Source organism: Spirosoma fluviale (genome assembly GCF_900230225.1).
Taxonomy (GTDB): domain Bacteria; phylum Bacteroidota; class Bacteroidia; order Cytophagales; family Spirosomataceae; genus Spirosoma; species Spirosoma fluviale.
In genome coordinates this window covers 1,532,227-1,552,511 of sequence record NZ_OCNH01000001.1, presented here as the reverse complement: position 1 = coordinate 1,552,511, position 20,285 = coordinate 1,532,227, and the positions used below count along the sequence as shown (strand labels likewise).

The following is a 20,285-nucleotide window of genomic DNA, read 5'->3' as shown; positions in this document are numbered from 1 at the left end:
ATTTATCGTATAAAGTATGCGCTTTTCTTTAGCTGCGCTTTCAGTATTGACTTTATGTCAACTTACCAGCTGCTCAACACAATCAAAGGACGAATCGTCAAAGACAGGTAACATTGCCCAGGAAGCATCCGCCAAGAGTCCGGCCAAAACTACACCAACCGATTCCTCTGAAGCACCGGCGGCCCGGCCAGTTGCGGCATCGCGTCCGTCCGGGGCCGTTTCTACCGGCGACTCTACCCTCGATTCGCTTACCTTCGCCCCTCCTGCCGGTGCGTTGCTTCCCAAATACCGCATCTTCGCGTACTATGGTAATCCGCACTCCAAAAAAATGGGTGTCTTGGGAAAATACCCGAAAGATGAAATGCTGAAACGGCTGGATGAGGAAATCAAAAACTGGCAGAAAGCTGACCCCGAAACGCCGATTTTACCTGCTCTTCATTTAGTCGCTACATCGGCCCAGGGCGCACCTGGTAAAGATGGTGGCTACCGAATGCGCATGTCCGATAAAACGATCAAGAAAGTACTTAAATGGGGTAATGATCATAAAGCGGTCGTTTTCCTGGACATTCAGCGGGGTCACGCACCCCTCGGCCCCGAAATGGAATACATGACCAAATACCTGAAACTTCCATTTGTCCATTTGGGCATCGACCCCGAGTTTTCGATGGTGACAGGCGCAAAACCAGGAACGAAAATTGGGTCGTACGATGCGGCAGACGTTAACCAGGCGGTCAAATTTTTGAGCAAGATCGTAAAGGAAAATAACCTTCCCCCTAAAATTCTGGTGGTACACCGCTTCACGCAGGGGATGATTAAAAACTATAAAAATATCAAGCTTGATCCAAATGTCCAGATTGTGATGGACATGGATGGCTGGGGTCCACCGGTACTCAAGAAGGACTCTTATCTGGCCTACATTCAGAAAGAACCCGTGCAATACACCGGTTTCAAGCTATTTTACGATAATGACTTCCGCAAACCCGGCTCCCGCATCATGACGCCCGCCGAAGTACTCGCGTTAACGCCCAAGCCTATGTACATTCAGTATCAGTAGCGCATTGTCTTATAAGAGCACAGTAGAAGGAGGCCCAGCGGGCCTCCTTCTCTGTTTAACGTGAATAACGGACCATATCCTTTGACTATCAGCAATTTAAGTGCCTTAGGTACGGAATGTTTGTAGTAAAAGTGGTCCTCTGCTTCACCGGGCGTACCGTAGGTACGCAACAATCGGTAGGAGTCGCGTACCTACGGCACGCCCATTGAAGCAGAGGGCCACTTTTACTACAAACATCAAGCCGCTACGCGGCCATTATTCACGTTAAAACAAGACGGCCCGATCAATGACCGGGCCGTCTAAAAAACTAAACATACACTTACTTAACGATTCTCAACCAGGGCTTTGAATTCGTCGACGGTGATCTCCTGTGAGACGACCGTTATTTGTGTTTTTGTATATTCGATTACTTTGTCGTCATACACCCGGTTGAACGTATTGGTGTAGTTCTGACCATTGTTTTTCTCATCCATCAGGTAATTGCGGGCAATGCGGTCGATGGTTTTGTTCATCTCCTCATCTTCGCCACCCATGAAACCAAACTGCTCCTGAACCATCAGACGCGTTACGGCGAGTACTTCGTCGAACTCAACGTTAATGTCGGCTTTCTCGGCAATTTTATTTTTGATAAGCTGTAGCTTAACCGACTTTGTAAACTCATCGTACTGCTCATCAATCTGCTCGGGGGTAAACTTACCTTCGTTTACCTCCAGCAGCCAGTTCTTCAGGAACTCATCAGGCAGCAGGATCGGCGTGTTGTCGATCAGCGTTTTCTCGATGTCCAACCGAAGCAACTGAGCCGACTCCCGGCCGTAATTCCCTTTAATGATTTCGGCTACTTTGGTCCGGAACTGCTCTTCGTCAGAAACAGTGCCAACACCCAAAACTTTATCGAAGAACTCCTGATTCAGTTCAGCGGGCTCATGGCGGGTAATGTCGTCAACCTCAAAGGTAAACTCACCCGTCAGGTCGGCGGCTTCTTCTTTCTTCACGCCCGTTGCGTTGGCCCGTGCTTTCTCGTCGGGGAAAGCCTGCTCCAGTACGAACGTTACAACATCACCTTTTTTCTTACCAACAAACTGACCTTTGGCGTCTTCGGCCATCTGGTTGGTTGGGAAAGCAGTTTTTGCCGAAAATGGGCCATCAACCTGCTTCAGTTCGCCGTATATGGTATCGCCGTCGTTCACTTCTTCGCCGTGGGCGTGGTTGTGAAAGCGCTGTTGCAGATCAGCAATGGTTGAGTTGATTTCGGTTTCGCCAGCCTGAATTTCGTACTGGGTAACACTTGGCAGGTCGCTGAAATCAATATCGAATTCAGACGCCAGACCTAAGGTATAGCTGAAGGCAAAATCAGATTGGTTATCCCAGTCGATCGCATCGGCTTTCTCCCGATCAGGGACGGGGTCACCAACAACCTGGAGTTTATTTTCGCGGATATACTGACTAACCGTTTTGCTGAGCATCGAGTTGATTTCGTCAACCAGAATGCTTTTACCGTACATTTTCTGCACGAGTGAAGCTGGTACATGACCAGGGCGGAACCCTTTCAGTTGAACCTTACGGCCGTAATCTTTCAGCTTCTTATCTACTTCAGGCTTATAATCGGCCGGTGTCAGCGTTATTTTCAGCGAGGCATTGGTATCGCTGGCTTTTTCTAAGGTAATATCCACGTTTGTATCGGTTTAAAATGGTGAATGAGCGAATGAGAGATTGAGCGAATGTTAGTCAATACGACAAAATTCAATTCACTCATTCACTCATTCACTCATTCTAAACTTCTGTACGGGCGGAGGGACTCGAACCCCCATGCCTTGCGGCACCAGATCCTAAGTCTGGCACGTCTACCAATTTCGCCACGCCCGCATATTGATGGCCTGAACAGGGAGAATCTGTTCGCTGAATGCCTGATGACCGTGGGTCATTACCGACATTTCAGGGTGCAAAAGTACGAAAAGAATTGACTATGTCAAGCTTTTTTTTGCAAGGTTTTATTTTTAGCAAGTTTCCCGCCCTTTTTCGATTAATAATTTGTTAACTTGTAGTACGAGTACAACCTAAAGGCTATTACGCAACAAAGCCCACTATGATGAATGCCATCGAGCATCAAGCCAATAATACAAGTGAACCCGTTATTGATCTGGAACTGGAGCGGCAGGAAATACTGAAGCGCTATCGCCGGTTATTACGGGCCGCCAAACCTATGCTAAAAGGGGATGACGCCAAACTGATCAAGAAAGCGTTCAATACCTCTGCCGAAGCGCACAAGAATATGCGACGGCGTTCGGGAGAGCCTTATATCTATCATCCGCTGGCCGTTGCCCAGATTGCCGTTGAAGAAATTGGCCTTGGTACGACAAGTATTGTAGCCGCTCTCCTGCATGATGTCGTTGAAGATACAGAAACGACCATCGCCGATATTGATCGGGCGTTTGGACCGAAAGTAGCCAAAATCATTGACGGACTAACCAAAATTTCCGGCTACTTTGAATACGGAACCTCGCAGCAGGCCGAGAATTTCCGCAAAATGCTCCTGACGCTGTCAGACGATGTGCGGGTGATCCTGATCAAACTCGCCGACCGGCTGCATAATATGCGAACGCTGGACTCTATGCCCCGCGATAAGCAGTTGAAGATTGCCTCCGAGACGATTTATATCTACGCTCCCCTGGCGCACCGGCTTGGATTATATACCATTAAATCGGAGCTGGAAGACCTGTATCTGAAGCACGTCGAGCCGGAAGCGTACAAGGACATCGCGAAAAAGCTGCGTGAAACGCGGCTGGCACGGGATCGGTTTATCGGTCGATTTATCGAACCTATCGAAAAAGATCTGGCCGAAACGGGCATCAAATACATCATCAAAGGTCGCCCGAAGTCGATTTATTCCATCTGGACCAAGCTGAATAAGTCGAAAAAACCGTTCGAGGAAATTTATGACCTGTTTGCCGTCCGAATTATTCTGGACGTGCCTCAGGAAGAGGAAAAAGCTGCCTGCTGGCGGGCCTATTCCATCGTAACGGATCATTATAAACCCAACCCCGACCGGCTGAAAGACTGGATCAGCACCCCGCGAACCAACGGCTACGAATCGCTGCATACCACCGTAATGAGTCGGTTAGGCCAGTGGGTTGAGGTTCAGATTCGGACTGAGCGGATGAATGAGATTGCCGAGAAAGGCTACGCGGCCCACTGGAAATACAAAGGCAACGACACCCAGACCGGCGCAGGCATCGAAGCCTGGATTAGTCAGGTTCGCGACATGATCGAGTCGGCGGGAAGTGGCGACAAGCGGGCCGCTATTGAGTTTGTCGATGATTTCAGAAGCAATCTGTACAGCGAAGAGGTCTTTGTATTTACCCCCAAAGGCGATCTACAGGTGCTGCAACGGGGCGCCACCGCCCTCGATTTTGCCTTCGACATCCATACCCAGATTGGGGCGCGTTGTATGGCCGCCAAGGTCAACAACACCCTTGTGCCGCTGAGCTATGTGCTGCAAAACGGCGATCAGGTGGAAGTGATCACCTCCAACCGGCAGAAACCCAGCGAAGACTGGCTCCGGTTTGTGGTTACGTCGAAAGCCCGGACCAAGATCAAGGATTTGATCAAGGAAGAAAACAAACGGTTCGTGACCGACGGCCGCGAGTTGGTGAATAAGAAACTTCGGGTACTGCGCATGGAAATGACCAACGAAGTCATCAACCAGCTACGCGCTTATTTCGGCTCCAAAACCACCGACGATTTCTTCTACCGGATTGGAAAAGGGCATATCGATGTTGGTGAGCTGAAAAAATTCAAATCGGATAAAGAAGCCAAAGAAAATCGGGCGAACAAACTAAACACCGACGCCCTACCCGATGCCAAGGCGTTTGTCAAAGAACTAAAGAAAATTCACGGCGAGCGGGCCGATGCCGACATGCTCCTCATTGGCGAGGACATGGACAAAATCGACTATACCCTCTCGAAATGCTGCAACCCGATTTCCGGCGACGACGTTTTTGGCTTTGTGACGATTAACGATGGGATAAAAATCCACCGGGTTACCTGCCCGAATGCCGTGGAACTGATGTCGAATCACGGCAACCGGATCATAAAGGCGAAATGGACCTCCCAGAAAGAGCTTGCTTTCCTGGCTGGCCTCCGGATTACCGGCACCGACCGGGTTGGATTGATCAATGACGTAACACGGGTTATCAGCAATGAGCTGCATATTAACATGCGCTCTGTGGCGATTGACTCGAAAGACGGTATCTTTGAGGGAAATATTCGGCTCTACGTTCACGATACCAGCCACCTCGAAATCCTGATGCAGAAATTAGAACGCGTTCAGGGGGTTTTTGAAGTGGTTCGGTTTGATTCTTAAAACTGATGAATCCTGAATGATGGATGCTGAAAGCTATTGTCCAAAGCTGTTCACCATTCATCATTCATCATTACTTTTGTCTTATGCCTGCTCCGACGCAAACAAATTTAGACGCTGCTCAAATGATTTTCCGGGCCTACCTTGAGCGGAAGGGTCTCCGGAAAACCCCCGAGCGGTTTGCCATTCTTGAAGAGATTTACAATCGACAGGACCACTTCGATGTAGACGAGTTGTACATCTCGATGAAAAATAAAAAATACCGGGTTAGCCGGGCCACGGTTTATAACACGCTGGACGTACTGGTTGACTGCGATCTGGTGACCAAACACCAGTTTGGCCGTAACCTGGCCCAGTACGAAAAATCGTACGGCTACCGGCAGCACGACCACCTCATCTGTACGGATTGCCACAAGGTGATGGAATTCTGCGACCCACGCGTTCAGAACATCCAGAACATGGTGGGCGACATGTTGAAGTTCAACGTCATGCACCATTCCCTGATTTTCTACGGCTCCTGCGCCCGCGACATCTGCGAAAACAGACAGATTACAGAGAAAGATCAGCAAGGGCGGTCCGTCGATACGGTTCAGGTGCCGGTAGAGGGATAAGTTTTTTATGTATGATGTAGGGTAAATGGATACTTGATTCTAAGAGAAATGAGTCAACCCAATAACTAACAAGGTAAAATGAATCCCTATTTAACACTGGTTGACTTTATTCTGACTCACGCAAAGCCCGAAGCAGTGCTTCAGTTCAGGGCATCAGAGGAAGTACATGACTATTTTTACATGTTGGTCGACAAAGAGAAAAATGGTATTGCTACCCAGGAAGAAATAGAGTTGATTAATGATTTTATGAATGTTGAGCATATTATGCGGCTAGCTAAAGCAAAGGCCAAACAGTATGCCCACCAATAATATACCTGTTTCGGCCATTGTTCGAAAACGAGTTGCTCATCGCGCTTCGTACATTTGTGAATACTGCCTTGCCCAAGACGAAGGATCGTTTATAGGATTTGAGGTGGATCACATTATAAGTCGTAAACACAACGGTTCAAATGAAGATAGCAATCTAGCCTACTCCTGTCCAGACTGTAATCGTAATAAAGGGACTGATCTGGCATCCATTGACTGGAACACCAGGGATATTGTTCGCTTTTTCAACCCAAGAACCGACATCTGGGCTGAGCACTTTAGACTATCGGAAGGATTCATTGAACCAATAACCGTAATAGGAAAAGTTACCGTCGATATTTTCCGGTTCAACGACAAGATAAGACTGCCTGACCGGGGCATATTTTAATTTTTTTCTGTAATGATCGATGTTTTATTAGGCCTCCAGTGGGGCGACGAAGGAAAAGGTAAAATTGTGGACGTACTGGCTCCACAGTATCAGGTAGTAGCCCGTTTTCAGGGTGGTCCCAATGCCGGACATACCCTCGAATTTAACGGACTAAAGCACGTGTTGCACCAGATTCCATCGGGTATTTTCCGAAACGATATTCTTAATATTATTGGAAATGGTGTGGTGCTTGACCCCATTGTCTTCAAAAAAGAAATCGATGGCCTGGCAAAATACAACCTTGCCCTTACCGAAAACCTGCAAATCTCCCGCAAGGCGTCTATTATCCTGCCAACTCACCGTCTGCTTGATGCCGCCTACGAACAGGCCAAGGGTGAGTCGAAAATTGGGTCGACACTCCGGGGCATTGGGCCGACTTATCAGGACAAAGTAGCACGTCTGGGTCTCCGGGTCGGTGATGTTGAATCGCCCAATTTCCGGGCCAAGTACGATAAGCTGGTGGCCGTTCACAAGGTCATTCTGGAGCAGAACAACTTCGATTACGCGTCTGTTTTGCCCCAGGCCGAAGCCGAATTCTTTGGTGCGGTGGAGTTCATGAAGCAGTTCCAACTGAACGATAGTGAGTACGCCGTAAATGAAGCCATCGCCAGTGGTAAGAAAGTACTGGCCGAAGGTGCTCAGGGTTCGCTTCTCGATATTGATTTCGGTTCCTATCCGTTCGTAACATCATCCAGCACCATGGCAGCCGGAGCCTGCACCGGTCTGGGCGTTGCCCCGCGAAAAATTGGTGAAGTATTCGGCATTTTTAAAGCGTACTGTACCCGCGTGGGCAGTGGCCCCTTCCCTACCGAACTCAATGATGAAACGGGCGAGCAAATTCGGAAGGAAGGCCGTGAATTTGGCGCAACAACCGGCCGTCCGCGCCGGTGTGGCTGGCTGGATTTACCCGCTCTGAAGTACGCCATCATGATCAACGGCGTTACGCAGTTGGTAATGATGAAAGTCGACGTTCTCAACATCTTCGATGAAATTCAGGTATGTACGCATTACAAGTTGTCAGATGGTACCATCACCGAACAGATGCCGTATGACCTTTGCGACACGGACGTGACCCCTATTTATCAATCGTTTAAGGGCTGGCAAACGGATTTGACCGACATCCGTTCGTTTGTCGACGTACCTGCGGAATTGGCAACGTATGTCTATTTCCTTGAAGATACTCTGGGTCTGCCGATCAACTTTATTTCGACCAGTCCCGACCGCGAAGCTATCATTCACCGTCAGGCCCTGATCGCTTAACTGGCATATTTGGTATTTAATAACCAACGGCCGCCCTCGTTTTCATAGCGAGGGCGGCTTTTTGCCTATTTTTGACAAAATGAATCGGGTTCGATTTAGCTGTTATGTCCTTAAAGAATTTCTATCAAACTGTCTATCAGACCGACACGCTTTTCCGGGTGCCCGGCGAATCGTGGTCGGCAATCCTCCCATCAGCACCATCAGACGGCACAGCTGAAGAACTTATTGCGGTAGACACCGAAAATCTGGACTTACTGGCAGAGCTGGATGCATTGTCCATAGGTAAATTTGAAGTTGCCGCAGATAGACTCCCGACTGATCGTGTATCAGACGTTTCTGCGCCGTTGGCCCCTGAACCACCCCTGGTCGTTGCAACGCCAACGCCCGAACCATTGCCCAAAGAAGTACCGCGCCCAACAACGCCTTCTGTAATTCCACCCGTTCAACAGCAATCCAGAATGCCACAACTGAATCATAAAGTTCTGTTGCTGGCCGATGAAGCACTGGACCCCAGTAACATCCTGTTTCTCGAACGAATCCTAAAAGCCGTTAACCTGAATATCGACGGTGTTGACTTACTCAACCTGCACGGTGTAGAAGGTATGAATTTTGCAGAGTTACTGCGGGGGAAGTACATCAACCATTTTATTACGTTTGGTGTGCCCTTCGAGCGAATCGACCTCGACATTATGATGGACCGCTATTCGCCGGTTCGCTTTGAGGGAATTACGTTTCTCATGGCCGATTCACTGCCAACCATTGAAGCTGATCAGAATTTAAAAAAACAGCTTTGGAGCGCATTAAAACGGGTATTCCAGCTTTAAACATGTATATTTTGGCTCAATAGCCGCTTTATCCGTTAACAACCATTTTTCACCCGTGTGCCAATGACATTATTCCAGCATATTCGCCAGCTTTTAACCAGAAAGTCAGCGTATCCCAGCCAAGGTGAGGTGTCATCCGTTCCGGTTTCTATTCCTGTAGTGCCTGAGTACAACCCCCATCGGTCTCTAACCTCGACCGATGCCAGTCCATTACCCGCCTACACACAGGAACCATTGCCCGGCTGGCTGGCCGATGCCGATGCCCTCCGGGACGAAGGCGTCTTGTTTGGCCTATCGAATGCCCGACCCGATGAAAAAATCGCCCAGATACGGGCTTATTTTACTCGGCAGATTGCTCCACTGGATGAATCTATTGATGAACAGTCCGAAAAAATAGGTGAGCTTAATCTCTTTATCGAACAGCGCGAAAACCGAATCCTGAGCCTCCGCGACCAGCTAACCGATCTGCGCGAAAGCCAGCCCAAACCTACCAACTTGATTCGGACATCGGTAAGCCTGCTGCTTTCTGTTGGTATTTGCATCAGTAATTTTTACCTGATCGACGAAACCCTGCGCCCCGTTTTTCCGAATCGCTGGATTGCAGTAGGCATATTTCTGGCCGGTATGTTCAATTTGTTCGGTCGTACATCGTTCTTTTATGAAGAAGGAGCGAAAATATCAGGTCGGCGAATTCTGACCGAAATTGGACTCCCGTTCGCTGCATCGGTATTTGTTCTTATCCAGGCTTATCAAACGCAGCCAGTTGGCCAGGCCATTGCCCTATTTGTTTTTATTCTGTTCTTATTTCTGTTGGCGGGTAGCTTGTTTCTCACGAACCTGACAAGCTTACAAACAGATCTTACCATCAGTAAGGCGAATCGGTTACTGGCACTCAACAAAACCCGGAACATACCCCGTTGGGAAACAGAAATTGACAGATTGACCCGTGAAGTTGACACCATTCGGACACAAAAATGGCCAATTGTAACAACTCTGGGCCATATACAAGCGCAAAGGTCTCGATTGAACACCCAGCGCGATGAGTTTGTTAACTTGTTTTTAAGCGAGTTTGAGCTCGCCCGCAGCCTCCGCGACCGACTCACGGAGCAACAGCGTAAATCAATGATGAATTATGAATGATTCATAACTCGTCATTCTTAATTCATTAAGCTATGGAACCAAGCAATCATCCGGATTTTCAGCATGGCTACACGAGTGGCGTTGAAGGCGTTAATCGGGAAACATACGAAGGGTACTTATCCAGTCAGATAAATACGGACTGGCTAACCGAACGAATTAGTGAAAAGCGGGCGGAAGTTTCGTCCATCAATCAACAACTAGCCGAAGCCACCGAAGCGAATAGGGCTGCGTTCACCACCTTGCAAACACACACGCTCCAGGTAGAACGGCTGGTCAAACAAGTCGAAAAGCTGGAAACCGCAAAGCAAGCCATTGAGGCTGATCGGGACCACCTACGGGCACGGCGCGCTAAAGCGTCTCCTGATTATTCACTGTTTGCCGGTTTGCTGTTTCTGGTGGCGGGTATTTCGTTTCTGGCGGGCGACCTGATTATATCACACGAAATCGTTGCGTACGCGCTCAATATCCGGAATACGAACGAAGCCTGGGCCTTTGCGGTAGGTCTGGCCATGGTTTCCATCCTGCTGAAACCGGCCTATGACCGACTCATTGAAAAGCCGTATCAGGAAAACCCTGTAGCAAACGGGCGTAAATATGAGCGTTTCAAGATCACGCTGGCCGTATTTGCCATCCTGACACTAGCGGTTTTGGGGTGGTTCCGTTACGAAGCCTACCGCACCGACCAACTGAAGGCCGCCATTAACAAATCGGTTCGGCAACTTCAGTTAACTACCGACCCTACAGCGACAACACAAACGCTCGATGCCGCTACGATGGGCAAAATCGAGAAACAGCTTAGCGAATCGAGCGAGTTGAATCTGGCGCTTGTAAACAGCCCATGGGCGTTACTGTCATTTGTTTTGAGCGGAATTCTGTTCGCCCTGGCCGGTGCTGTGTGCCTGGGCATTGCACTGCCAGTACTATCAGCGTTCTGGTTCCGGTGGTTGCAGGCGGATATAAAACTCTGGAAACTACGCCGTCGGTTGAAACGCATAGATAAAGAAGTGACTCCCCTTGAGATACAGCTAGCCGAGCAAAGCACCCAGCAAAACGTACTCCAGCACAATCTTGATCTGATTCCCGGTCTGGGCGATCTGAAACAACAACGACAGGCCGTAACGACTGAACTTAACGAACTGCTGGCCGAATTAAAACTGGCCCAAACGGATAGCCGGATCAGCAATTTCAATGATGGCTACGGACAGGGGGAAGCGACGCGCACGGTGCTAAGTGACGACGAACAGCGTCAGCTACGGAAAGAAATGTTAAACCTCCAGAATGGGAATCGCCCCCGCATGGCGGATAATCGACCATCCGGTTCGAATGGCAAGCCACAAGGCATGCGGCCTCATCAAACGATCCGGAAATTTTTGTCGGACGAGCTTTGATTTAAAAGCTACTCTCTATGTTAAAACGCTCCTCGTTATTTATCGCAACGAGGGGCGTTTTTTATATCTTCACTTTACGTACACAGTTTATCTTTTGTTGACCCGACCGATGCACGAGATCAAATTTTATATCGTTGATGTATTTGCGGCAAATCGCTACGAAGGCAACCAGCTCGCCGTGTTCCTCGACATGGACAATCAGCTATCCGACCAGCTAATGCAGCAGATTGCCAAAGAAATCAACTTTGCGGAGACAACGTTTATCAAAGCGATAAAGACTGATCTTCGCTTCGTTGTCCGGATATTCACCCCGGAACATGAGGTTCCCTTTGCGGGACATCCATCGCTGGGTACGAGCTATATCATCAATAAATTCATCCTGCCCGAAGCCAGTCGTGCGCTGACACTTGAACTGGCTCATAGCGATATAGCCATTACACTGGAAAATCCGGCGAACCTGGACGATAGTATTTTTTTCATGCGCCAGGCACAACCAACGTTTGGCTCGTTCTTCACCGCCGATGAGATTGCCAATGAACTGGGCATCCCCCGCCACGACATTGATGACTCATTACCAATACAGGAGGTCAGCACTGGGCTACCTTACATTATTATTCCTCTGAGGAGCCGTGCGGCAATTGATGCGCTGTCACTACGCCTGGAGTCCTTTAAAGCGTTTTTAACCGCCCGCAATAAGTACAGAACGAATAGTTCGACAGGCCACTCCACGTCGCTGTTTTTCTTCACCAGCGAGACCTATGAAGCAGACAACGATTATACTACCCGAATGCTGCTGATTGAAAACAACAAAGTTTCGGAAGATGCAGCCACGGGGAGCGCGAACGGCTGCTTTCTGGCGTACCTTTTAACGCACATAGATGGCAAGATTACGGCGACCGTAGAGCAGGGATTTCAAATGAATCGCAAATCGTACCTGTATCTAAATGGGCGTTTAGCTAATGAGCGTTACGAGATAAATGTTGGCGGACGCAACAAGCTAATCTCAGAAGGTATATGGTACGCCTGACAGGTTTTAACGCTTTCTTTACAGAATCACGCCAGTCAATAAACCAATCAGAATCAACACATAGGGTGGAATTTTTGTGTACAGCAGCACGACAATGGTGAGCACCACCACCACGACGGATGGCCAGTGGGCCGCCATGGGTTCGAAAAGCGCTAAAGCGGCTGCCGCTGTTAAACCCGTGCTGGCGGCATTGATACCTTCCAGAGACGCCCGTACAACCCGGTAGCGCTTCAACTGTTCCCAGAATCGATACACGAAAAAGATCAGAAACGTACCGGGCAGGAAAATTCCGGTAGTCGATACGACACTTCCCCAAAGCTGTCCATGTATACCTGAACTACGCATGGACAATACCCCGATGTACGAAGCAAGCGCGAAGACCGGTCCGGGAACGGCCTGCACCAAACCCAAACCCGACAAGAACTCCTCCCGTGATAAATAATGTTTAAAAGCTACAAACTCGTTATACAGCATCGGCGTTAGCACCTGCCCTCCACCAAAAACGAAACTGCCATTCCGGTAAAAGTTCTCAAACAGGCGTACCGGTAACGACTGGGTGAAAGCGCCCAGGGTAGCTGCCCCGATAAATACGCCCAGCCACAGAAAAAAGTTAGACCACTGCACACGCAGGGGCTGTTTTTCCATTCGCTTTTGCTTTTCGTAGGTCAGCGCCGTGGTAAGCCCACCCACCGCAATAACAATGGGTGTCATGAACGGTGACCGAAACAAATAGGCCACAACCACAGCAACCAGCGCCAACGCCAGACTGACCTGATTTTTTATGACTTTCTGCCCGATCCGATACCCGGCTACCACCATGAATCCTACAGCCATAGGCTGAATAAAGCGGGCAAACTGCAACGATAAATGATGCTTTTCCAGGTAATAAATCCCCATGCCGGCGGCTGTCATGATACATACCGCAGGTAAAATCCAAAGCAGCAACGTGATGTAAGCCAGATTCGGACCGCCAATCTTGAAACCGATTGCCGTAATTGTCTGAGTAGACGTTGGTCCCGGTAGTACCTGCCCCAACGCGTTTAACTCCAGTAGTTCATCCTCCGTCAGATAGCGCCGTTTCTGTACCAGACGCTCGTAAAACATGGCCAGATGTACCTGCGGCCCGCCAAAGGTCGTCAGCGCCAGAATCAGCACATCTTTTAAAAAGATGATGTACCGAATTCGGCGGACAGGCTGAACAGTAGACAGGTATGGAAGCATCTATAGGGAGGGTCAGAAGAAAATCGGGGATGAACAGAAAAGATCGGCTCGTAACGCAGGGCACTACTTACCGACCTTCTCCGACCGGAACTGACTATTTTTTCAGGCCAAGTTCCATTAAGCGTTCATCCAGAAATTCGCCCGCCGTCATGTCGACATAAATCTTCGGATGTTGCGCATCGATACAGCTTTCCAGACTAGTCAGGTCCATATCAGCGCGGGGATGCATAAAGAACGGGATTGAATAGCGCGACTGGTTCATTTTCTCGCGCGGGGGGTTGACAACCTGGTGAATGGTCGACTTAAGTTTATGATTCGTTAACCGGTCCAGCATATCGCCCACGTTCACAACAACCTGGTCGGGCAGAGCGGTGATACTGATCCATTTACCATCCCGACGCAACACTTCCAGCCCATCGGCCGATGCTCCCATCAGCAATGTAATCAGGTTAATATCGCCGTGGGGAGCGGCCCGTACCGCGCCATCGGGCGTCTTATCGGGGTCGAGCGGGAAGTAGTGCAACGCCCGCAAAATACTATCGCCATTCTGGACTTTATCATCGAAATAGTTTTCGGGAAGTTCAAGATAGAGCGCAATAGCCCGAAGCAACTGCTTACCCGCATCTTCGAGCGTTCGATAAGCCGTTTGGGTGGCTTCACTAAACTCGGGAAACTCGTCGGGCAGCACGTTGGCGGGCATATTACCAACGGGTTCTGGCTGACCGATATGATAAAACTCTTTTAAATCAGCTACTTTAAATCCTTTTGCGGTTTCTTTTCCCTTGCCAATATACCCCCGCTGGCCGTTCAGATCGGGGCGTTCGTACTTCTGCTTGAGTGAATCGGGCGATGAGAAAAACGACTGGGCTGAATCGTAGAGTTTTTTGGTCAACTCGTTCGTTAATCCATGGTTACGAATTGCGACAAAGCCAATCTGGTTAAAGGCCCGACCTAAATCCTCCACAAAGCGGGCTTTACGTTCGAAGTCCCCTGAGGTGAAATCCGACAAATCCAATGACGGTATTTCATTATATAATTCTTCTGCTGCCATTGACTAAACTATTTTCACAAAAATACGAAAGATTGCCTAATCTGCTGGCAGGTAAATGTAGAGACGCAATACCTTGCGTCTTCTGTGCCGGATACAACCACTGAGCCACAGAAGACGCAAGGTATTGCGTCCCAATATTTACCCGTTTTAGTTACGCGCCAAAGTTCTTACCGACTTTATTCCAGTCAACTACGTTCCAGAAGGCCGTTACGTATTCTGGCCGACGGTTCTGGTATTTCAGATAATAGGCGTGCTCCCACACGTCAAGTCCGAGAACGGGGGTGCCTTTTTTCTCTGCCAGACCCATCAATGGATTATCCTGGTTAGGCGTCGAAATGATTTCAACATCGTTGCCATTTTTAATCAGCCAAACCCAGCCCGAACCGAACCGTCCGGTTGCTGCTTTGGCCCACTCGGCTTTGAAATTATCGAACGAAGTGTATTTTTTGTTGATGGCATCGGCCAGGGCGCCTTTTGGTACACCACCCGCACTGGGACCCATGATGTTCCAGAAAAAGGTATGGTTCCAATGGCCTCCCGCGTTATTGCGAACGGCGGCCGGGGTGCTGCTGCTTACGCTTTTTACTAATGCATCAATGTCCATTTTCGCCATGTCGGTTCCGGCAACGGCCTTGTTCAGATTGTCGACATAAGCTTTGTGATGTTTGCCATGGTGAATTTCCATGGTCATTTTGTCGATGTGGGGTTCAAGTGCACCCGCATCATACGGTAAGGGAGCCAGTTTAAAGGGTCCCTCTGCCTGGGCAGGAGCAAGACCGAATGAACGGAAGGCAACTAAACCGGCCGATGCGCCGAAGGCCAATTTCAAAAACTCGGAGCGATTCATGCGAATGTTGGTTTAAAAACGAAAAAGCGTCTGTGACGGGTTAGGCTGTATTGACAACATTCAAATTGCTCGAATGTTCAACAGCTTAATTCGTCACAGACGCAAAGAAACGAGTTTTTTGTATCTGACAGCATCCTACCGTTAGTATGTTTCGCGAATAGCCCCAACAGCCAGAGACTGCTGGATTCGTTAATCGTAGGCAATCCGGCTCAGGATACTCCGACCCAGCGTCACCTCATCGGCGTATTCAAGATCGCCCCCAATGGGTATACCGCGTGCAATAGTCGATAGCTTCAGGTTAAATGGCTTGAGTTTTTTCTGAAGATAGAATGCGGTTGTATCGCCTTCCATCGTGGGGCTAATTGCCAGGATAATTTCGCGTACCTGTTCGCTTTCTTCGCCACGTAGCCGGGTCATAAGCGAATCAATCTGCAAATCGCTGGGACCAATTCCTTCAACGGGCGAGATAATGCCGCCCAATACGTGATACAAGCCCCTATACTGCGCTGTGTTTTCAATAGCCAGCACATCGCGCGTATCCTCTACGACGCAAATAATCGACTGATCACGTTTGTTACTGGCGCAGATAGTACACAATTCATGGTCGGACAAATTATGGCATTTACGGCAGTGCTTCACTTTTGTACGCATGGCCGTCAAACTCTGGGCCAGCGTTTCGGTTTGTTCTTCATCGCGTTTGAGTAGGTGAAGTACCAGACGGAGAGCGGTTTTCTTCCCGATTCCCGGCAGTTTCGACACCTCGTTCACCGCGTCTTCTATCAGTTTGGATGGGTATTCCAATTTTGGTCAAATTAAAGAGTGAAAGAGTGAGAGAGCGAAAGAATGGCTGGCGGGCTAACTCTCGCTCCTTCACTCTTTCGCTCTCTTGCTCTTTAATTTAATACTTCAGCGCTGATCCCGCGACGGCAGATTTCGTTGCGCATTGGTACGAGTTCTTCCCATGATCCGTTCTTTACGGAGCACTTCCCTTTATAGTGAATAAGCAATGTACACTGCTCGGCCTGCTCGGGTGTATGTCCGCAAACATCAATGAGCGTTTCGATGACATGATCGAACGTATTGACTTCGTCGTTGAAGACCACAAGGTTATGAACGTCGGTTTCAACGACTTGGTCGAGCACGTCCACAACGGTTTCTTCAAAAGGTTGCATAGAAGATAAAATGGTGTTTACTTAGCAAATTTACGGCAAAATGGGCACTAAAAAAAACCTCTGCCGTCCCATAAAATAACTCCATTCAGGCCTGAAAAGTTGCCAGATTTTATATGAATACCACCCTTGCTTTAGTCATTCTGATTGCTTACTTCGGAATGTTGATTGCTGTTTCCTTTTATACCGCCCGGGGTGCCGACACCAATGCCTTTTTTACAGCTAACCGGCAGTCGCCCTGGTGGTTAGTGGCGTTTGGCATGATTGGTACGTCGCTGTCGGGGGTTACGTTTATTTCGGTGCCGGGCGCGGTGGGTAAAATCGGGTTCTCCTATTTTCAGGTAGTACTAGGCTACATTGTTGGGTACTTTGTCATTGGCTCCGTATTAATGCCTCTTTATTATCGATTGAACCTGATTTCAATTTATGGCTATCTGGAAAAACGGTTTGGCTTCTGGTCGTACAAAACAGGCGCGGGCTTCTTCCTGCTGGCCCGAACAGTTGGATCAGCCGTTCGGCTGTATGTAGCCGCTGGCGTGTTACAAATCGCGTTGTTTAACGATCTGGGTATCCCTTTTGAAGTTGCGGTACTTATCACCATCGCGTTGATCTGGGTGTATACGTTTAAAGGTGGTGTTAAAACGATTATCGTTACCGACACGCTCCAAACCGTGTTTCTGGTTACCGCCGTTATCCTGACAATCGTCTTGATCTCGCAGGAATTGGGTTACTCCTTTGGCGACCTGGTTCGGACGGTGAGAGACAGTAGTATGTCGCAGGTATTCTATTGGGATGCAAATGACCCAAAGAACTTCTTCAAACAATTTATATCCGGCGCGTTCATTGCCATTGTTATGACCGGACTGGATCAGGATCTGATGCAGAAAAACCTGACCTGCAAAAACATCGGTGAAGCCCAGAAAAACATGTTCTGGTTTACCGTTACGCTTGTCTTCGTCAATTTCATGTTCCTGTCGCTGGGCGTTCTGTTATACGTATACGCCCAACGCGAAGGCATTGCCATTCCAACCCGTACCGACGATTTGTACCCGTTACTGGCGCTTAGTCATCTGGGGCTGGTTGTTGGTATTACATTCCTGCTGGGCATAACAGCCGCTACTTACGCCAGCGCCGACTCCGCTTTGACAGCTCTGACTACCTCGTTTTGCGTCGATTTCATGAATGTCGAAAAACGTCCCGAAACCGAACGGTCACGTATCAAACAGATTGTTCATATCGGTTTTTCACTGCTGTTCTACGTCGTGATTATTATCTTCCGTCAGGTCAACAGTAAAGAAGTTATTACCGCCGTTTTCGATATTGCGGGCTATACCTATGGGCCGCTGTTAGGGCTGTATGCGTTCGGCATTTTCAATAAGCGCCCCGTTATGGATCGCTTTGTACCCTGGATTTGCCTGGCTTCACCCATTTTCACCTACGTAGTCAATGAGAATTCGGCTGCCTGGTTTGGCGGTTATCAGTTTGGTTTTGAGCGGCTGTTGCTAAATGGTTTATTTACCTTTATTGGCTTGTGGGCGGTCTCGAAACCGGTTGTAAAAGAAGAAGTTATAGCAGTATAGACCCCGGCCAATTCACCCGATCGGACGGAAACTCCTCAACACAATGAAAACTAAAGATTTTTTATCCTTCATTGATCTATCGTTCGTCCGCATAAAAAGAGGCACAGCAGGTTGCATCGCTCCGGTTTTCCTGATCCTGCTTTTTACGGCAACTTATGTTCAGGCACAGTTCTGTTTTTCGCCGGAGAGACCGCAGGTCGGGCAAGTGGTGTCTTTTACCTATACCCCACAAACAACGCCTTTAGCGGCTGATAGTACGCTCGAAGGCCGATACGTACGGTATGGTGCTCCCAATGTGATCCAGCTTAGCCAGCCTACAACCGTTAAACTGGTGCGACAGGGCAACGACTTTGTGGGCGAGCTATTCATTCCGCGTAAAGATGTGGCGGGTATGATGCTCCTCTTCCGAAATAGCCTTCAGCCAAAACGTACCGATTTAAATAACGGTCAGCTTTACGTTATTCCGGTTTGCGATGCCAATGGACGCATTGTCCCCCATGCTACGGGTGGGCAGGCATCAGTATTTAGCCGCAGTCATTTTCTGTACGAATCCGGTGGACGCCCTGATCCGAACTGGGTGGTAACGCTCTATGCGCATGAACTGGCCCAGAATCCGGAACTACGCCCCTACTACTGGTCGGACTTGCTGGCGGCTCAGGTGAAACAAAAAAAGCCCGGTTATGGGCCTGTCGTAAAAGCAGGTATTGAATCGTATCTGGCCTCTCGACCCACCCCAACCGCAGCCGAACTAACCACGGCAGCACAGCTTTACGAGAGCCTCGGTGACTTTCCTAAAGCAACTGCCTTACGGGAACGGCAGAAGTTGGTGGAACCAACCGGCTCACTGGCGCAGAAAGACCGGTCGATGGCAATCCGAACGGAACCAAACTGGGAGCGCAAAAAGGCCGCTTATCAGGCATTCATGACCGAGTTTCCGAACTCCTCCTACCTCCCCGCGCTGACGGTTATGATGACCGATGGGTATTTCAAAAACAATGACATTCCGGGGTTGGTCACTTTTGTGGAAAAGCAGCCCACTTCACATACCGACGTGCTGATGTTGAACACGATCGCCTTTCAATTGGCCGATGAACGTCGTTCGTTACCGGAAGCGGAAAAGATAATAAAGCGGGCGATCGATGTGCTCACATTACAACCCAGGTCGGGCAACAAAGCCAGCAACTGGGAAGCTGAGAAGCAAACCCGGCAGCGTCAATTAATGAACACCTACGCCCGTGTACGGGAGCAGCAGGGTGATTATGCCGGTGCTTACGCAGCTTACCAGACAGTTATCGATCCTAACGAGATCGAAAGTACCGAGCCTCGCCTTACAGAACGCTATTTTCTATGTGCACTCCAAACGAACCACGTTGCCGAAGCACGCCCGATGGCCGAAGCTGCCGTTCAGGCGGGGAAAGCAACCTCCGGCTTAAAACGAGCCCTGCGCGACTGGTACGCCAGACAACCTGGCAACACGCCTGCTAAAGCCGATGCCTATTTGACCCAGTTGGAAGCCGATTTACGCGCCGACCAGCGGGACGAACTTCAACAATTGCTCATTAACGAACCGGCACCGGCGTTTACGCTCACCGATTTACTGGGGCGGACTATTTCGTCCTCTGCGTTTAAGGGAAAAGTGATTGTACTGGACTTCTGGGCAACCTGGTGCGGCCCCTGTATTGCTTCCTTTCCAGCCATGCAACAGGCACAAACGAGGTTTCAGAACGACCCCAATGTTAAGTTCCTATTCGTCAATACACGCGAGGGCGGGCCGGTACAGCGCGTTCATAATTTCATGAGCAAGCACCCCTATAACTTTGTGGTACCCCTCGACGGGCAGCAAAAAGTTGCCAATGCCTATAAAGTGCAGGGTATTCCTACCAAAGTAGTTATTGGTCCTGACGGGCGTGTACGGTACCGCACCATTGGGTACTCCGGCAATCCCGAATCAACGGTAAATGAACTGAGCCTCGTTGTCGAGATGCTGAAAGAAGGGAAATAATTTATCATGTCAGCAAGGCAA

The 20,285-nt window shown here is 49.2% G+C and carries 18 protein-coding genes and 1 tRNA gene; 12 read left to right on the top strand and 7 right to left on the bottom strand.

What is annotated here, in order from left to right; genetic code table 11:
* Window positions 1-16: 16 nt before the first annotated feature.
* Window positions 17-1,054 carry a hypothetical protein gene (locus CRO74_RS06460; protein WP_097125160.1) on the top strand — a complete coding sequence of 346 codons (1,038 nt, stop codon included), beginning with the start codon at window positions 17-19 and terminating at the stop codon, window positions 1,052-1,054.
* A gap of 323 nt (window positions 1,055-1,377) precedes the next feature.
* Here CRO74_RS06460 and tig read toward each other — a convergent pair whose 3' ends face one another.
* Together tig and CRO74_RS06450 are read right to left on the bottom strand one after the other, a co-directional pair.
* Complete coding sequence (tig, locus tag CRO74_RS06455; protein ID WP_097125159.1) at window positions 1,378-2,724, bottom strand: trigger factor; 1,347 nt, start codon at window positions 2,722-2,724, stop codon at window positions 1,378-1,380.
* 111 nt (window positions 2,725-2,835) lie between these two features.
* Window positions 2,836-2,917: transfer RNA gene (locus CRO74_RS06450), tRNA-Leu, on the bottom strand.
* Window positions 2,918-3,137: 220 nt separating this feature from the next.
* Between CRO74_RS06450 and CRO74_RS06445 the strand changes: the two genes are divergently transcribed.
* The 9 genes from CRO74_RS06445 (at window position 3,138) to CRO74_RS06405 (ending at window position 12,394) form a co-directional block, all read left to right on the top strand.
* Window positions 3,138-5,414, top strand: a complete 2,277-nt coding sequence (locus tag CRO74_RS06445; RefSeq protein WP_097125158.1) for a RelA/SpoT family protein — start codon at window positions 3,138-3,140, stop codon at window positions 5,412-5,414.
* Window positions 5,415-5,497: 83 nt separating this feature from the next.
* The gene (locus tag CRO74_RS06440) at window positions 5,498-6,022 is read left to right on the top strand and encodes a Fur family transcriptional regulator (RefSeq protein WP_097126038.1); all 525 of its coding nucleotides are present in this window, start codon (window positions 5,498-5,500) and stop codon (window positions 6,020-6,022) included.
* Window positions 6,023-6,100: 78 nt separating this feature from the next.
* Window positions 6,101-6,331 (top strand): hypothetical protein, encoded by a 231-nt coding sequence (locus tag CRO74_RS06435; RefSeq protein WP_097125157.1) that lies wholly within the window; start codon window positions 6,101-6,103, stop codon window positions 6,329-6,331.
* Entirely contained in the window at window positions 6,318-6,716 is a 399-nt protein-coding gene (locus tag CRO74_RS06430; protein ID WP_097125156.1) for an HNH endonuclease, read from the top strand. Before CRO74_RS06435 ends, CRO74_RS06430 begins: the two co-directional genes overlap by 14 nt.
* Before the next feature lie 12 nt (window positions 6,717-6,728).
* Window positions 6,729-8,015 (top strand): adenylosuccinate synthase, encoded by a 1,287-nt coding sequence (locus tag CRO74_RS06425; RefSeq protein ID WP_097125155.1) that lies wholly within the window; start codon window positions 6,729-6,731, stop codon window positions 8,013-8,015.
* A gap of 104 nt (window positions 8,016-8,119) precedes the next feature.
* Complete coding sequence (locus tag CRO74_RS06420; RefSeq protein WP_097125154.1) at window positions 8,120-8,839, top strand: hypothetical protein; 720 nt, start codon at window positions 8,120-8,122, stop codon at window positions 8,837-8,839.
* 63 nt (window positions 8,840-8,902) lie between these two features.
* Window positions 8,903-9,979, top strand: coding sequence for a hypothetical protein (locus CRO74_RS06415; RefSeq protein ID WP_097125153.1), 1,077 nt, complete (start codon window positions 8,903-8,905; stop codon window positions 9,977-9,979).
* A 32-nt stretch (window positions 9,980-10,011) separates the two neighbouring features.
* On the top strand, window positions 10,012-11,367 hold the full coding sequence (locus CRO74_RS06410; protein ID WP_097125152.1) for a hypothetical protein: 1,356 nt from the start codon (window positions 10,012-10,014) through the stop codon (window positions 11,365-11,367).
* Between the two features lie 109 nt (window positions 11,368-11,476).
* A complete protein-coding gene (locus tag CRO74_RS06405; protein WP_179830134.1) occupies window positions 11,477-12,394 on the top strand; it encodes a PhzF family protein in 918 nt (305 codons plus the stop codon).
* Between the two features lie 18 nt (window positions 12,395-12,412).
* On the opposite strand, the gene chrA is transcribed toward CRO74_RS06405, so the two are convergent.
* The 5 genes from chrA to CRO74_RS06380 form a co-directional block, all read right to left on the bottom strand.
* The gene (chrA, locus tag CRO74_RS06400) at window positions 12,413-13,615 is read right to left on the bottom strand and encodes a chromate efflux transporter (protein WP_097125150.1); all 1,203 of its coding nucleotides are present in this window, start codon (window positions 13,613-13,615) and stop codon (window positions 12,413-12,415) included.
* A 94-nt stretch (window positions 13,616-13,709) separates the two neighbouring features.
* Entirely contained in the window at window positions 13,710-14,666 is a 957-nt protein-coding gene (locus CRO74_RS06395; protein ID WP_097125149.1) for an isopenicillin N synthase family dioxygenase, read from the bottom strand.
* Window positions 14,667-14,817: 151 nt separating this feature from the next.
* Window positions 14,818-15,513, bottom strand: coding sequence for a superoxide dismutase (locus CRO74_RS06390; RefSeq protein ID WP_097125148.1), 696 nt, complete (start codon window positions 15,511-15,513; stop codon window positions 14,818-14,820).
* Between the two features lie 189 nt (window positions 15,514-15,702).
* Complete coding sequence (gene recR / locus CRO74_RS06385; protein WP_097125147.1) at window positions 15,703-16,314, bottom strand: recombination mediator RecR; 612 nt, start codon at window positions 16,312-16,314, stop codon at window positions 15,703-15,705.
* Window positions 16,315-16,406: 92 nt separating this feature from the next.
* Complete coding sequence (locus CRO74_RS06380) at window positions 16,407-16,685, bottom strand: ATP-dependent Clp protease adaptor ClpS (RefSeq protein WP_012926198.1); 279 nt, start codon at window positions 16,683-16,685, stop codon at window positions 16,407-16,409.
* A 113-nt stretch (window positions 16,686-16,798) separates the two neighbouring features.
* On the opposite strand from CRO74_RS06380, the gene CRO74_RS06375 reads away from it, so the two are divergent.
* Together CRO74_RS06375 and CRO74_RS06370 are read left to right on the top strand one after the other, a co-directional pair.
* Complete coding sequence (locus CRO74_RS06375; protein WP_097125146.1) at window positions 16,799-18,262, top strand: sodium:solute symporter; 1,464 nt, start codon at window positions 16,799-16,801, stop codon at window positions 18,260-18,262.
* Between the two features lie 43 nt (window positions 18,263-18,305).
* Window positions 18,306-20,264 (top strand): TlpA disulfide reductase family protein, encoded by a 1,959-nt coding sequence (locus CRO74_RS06370; protein WP_097125145.1) that lies wholly within the window; start codon window positions 18,306-18,308, stop codon window positions 20,262-20,264.
* Window positions 20,265-20,285 lie beyond the last annotated feature (21 nt).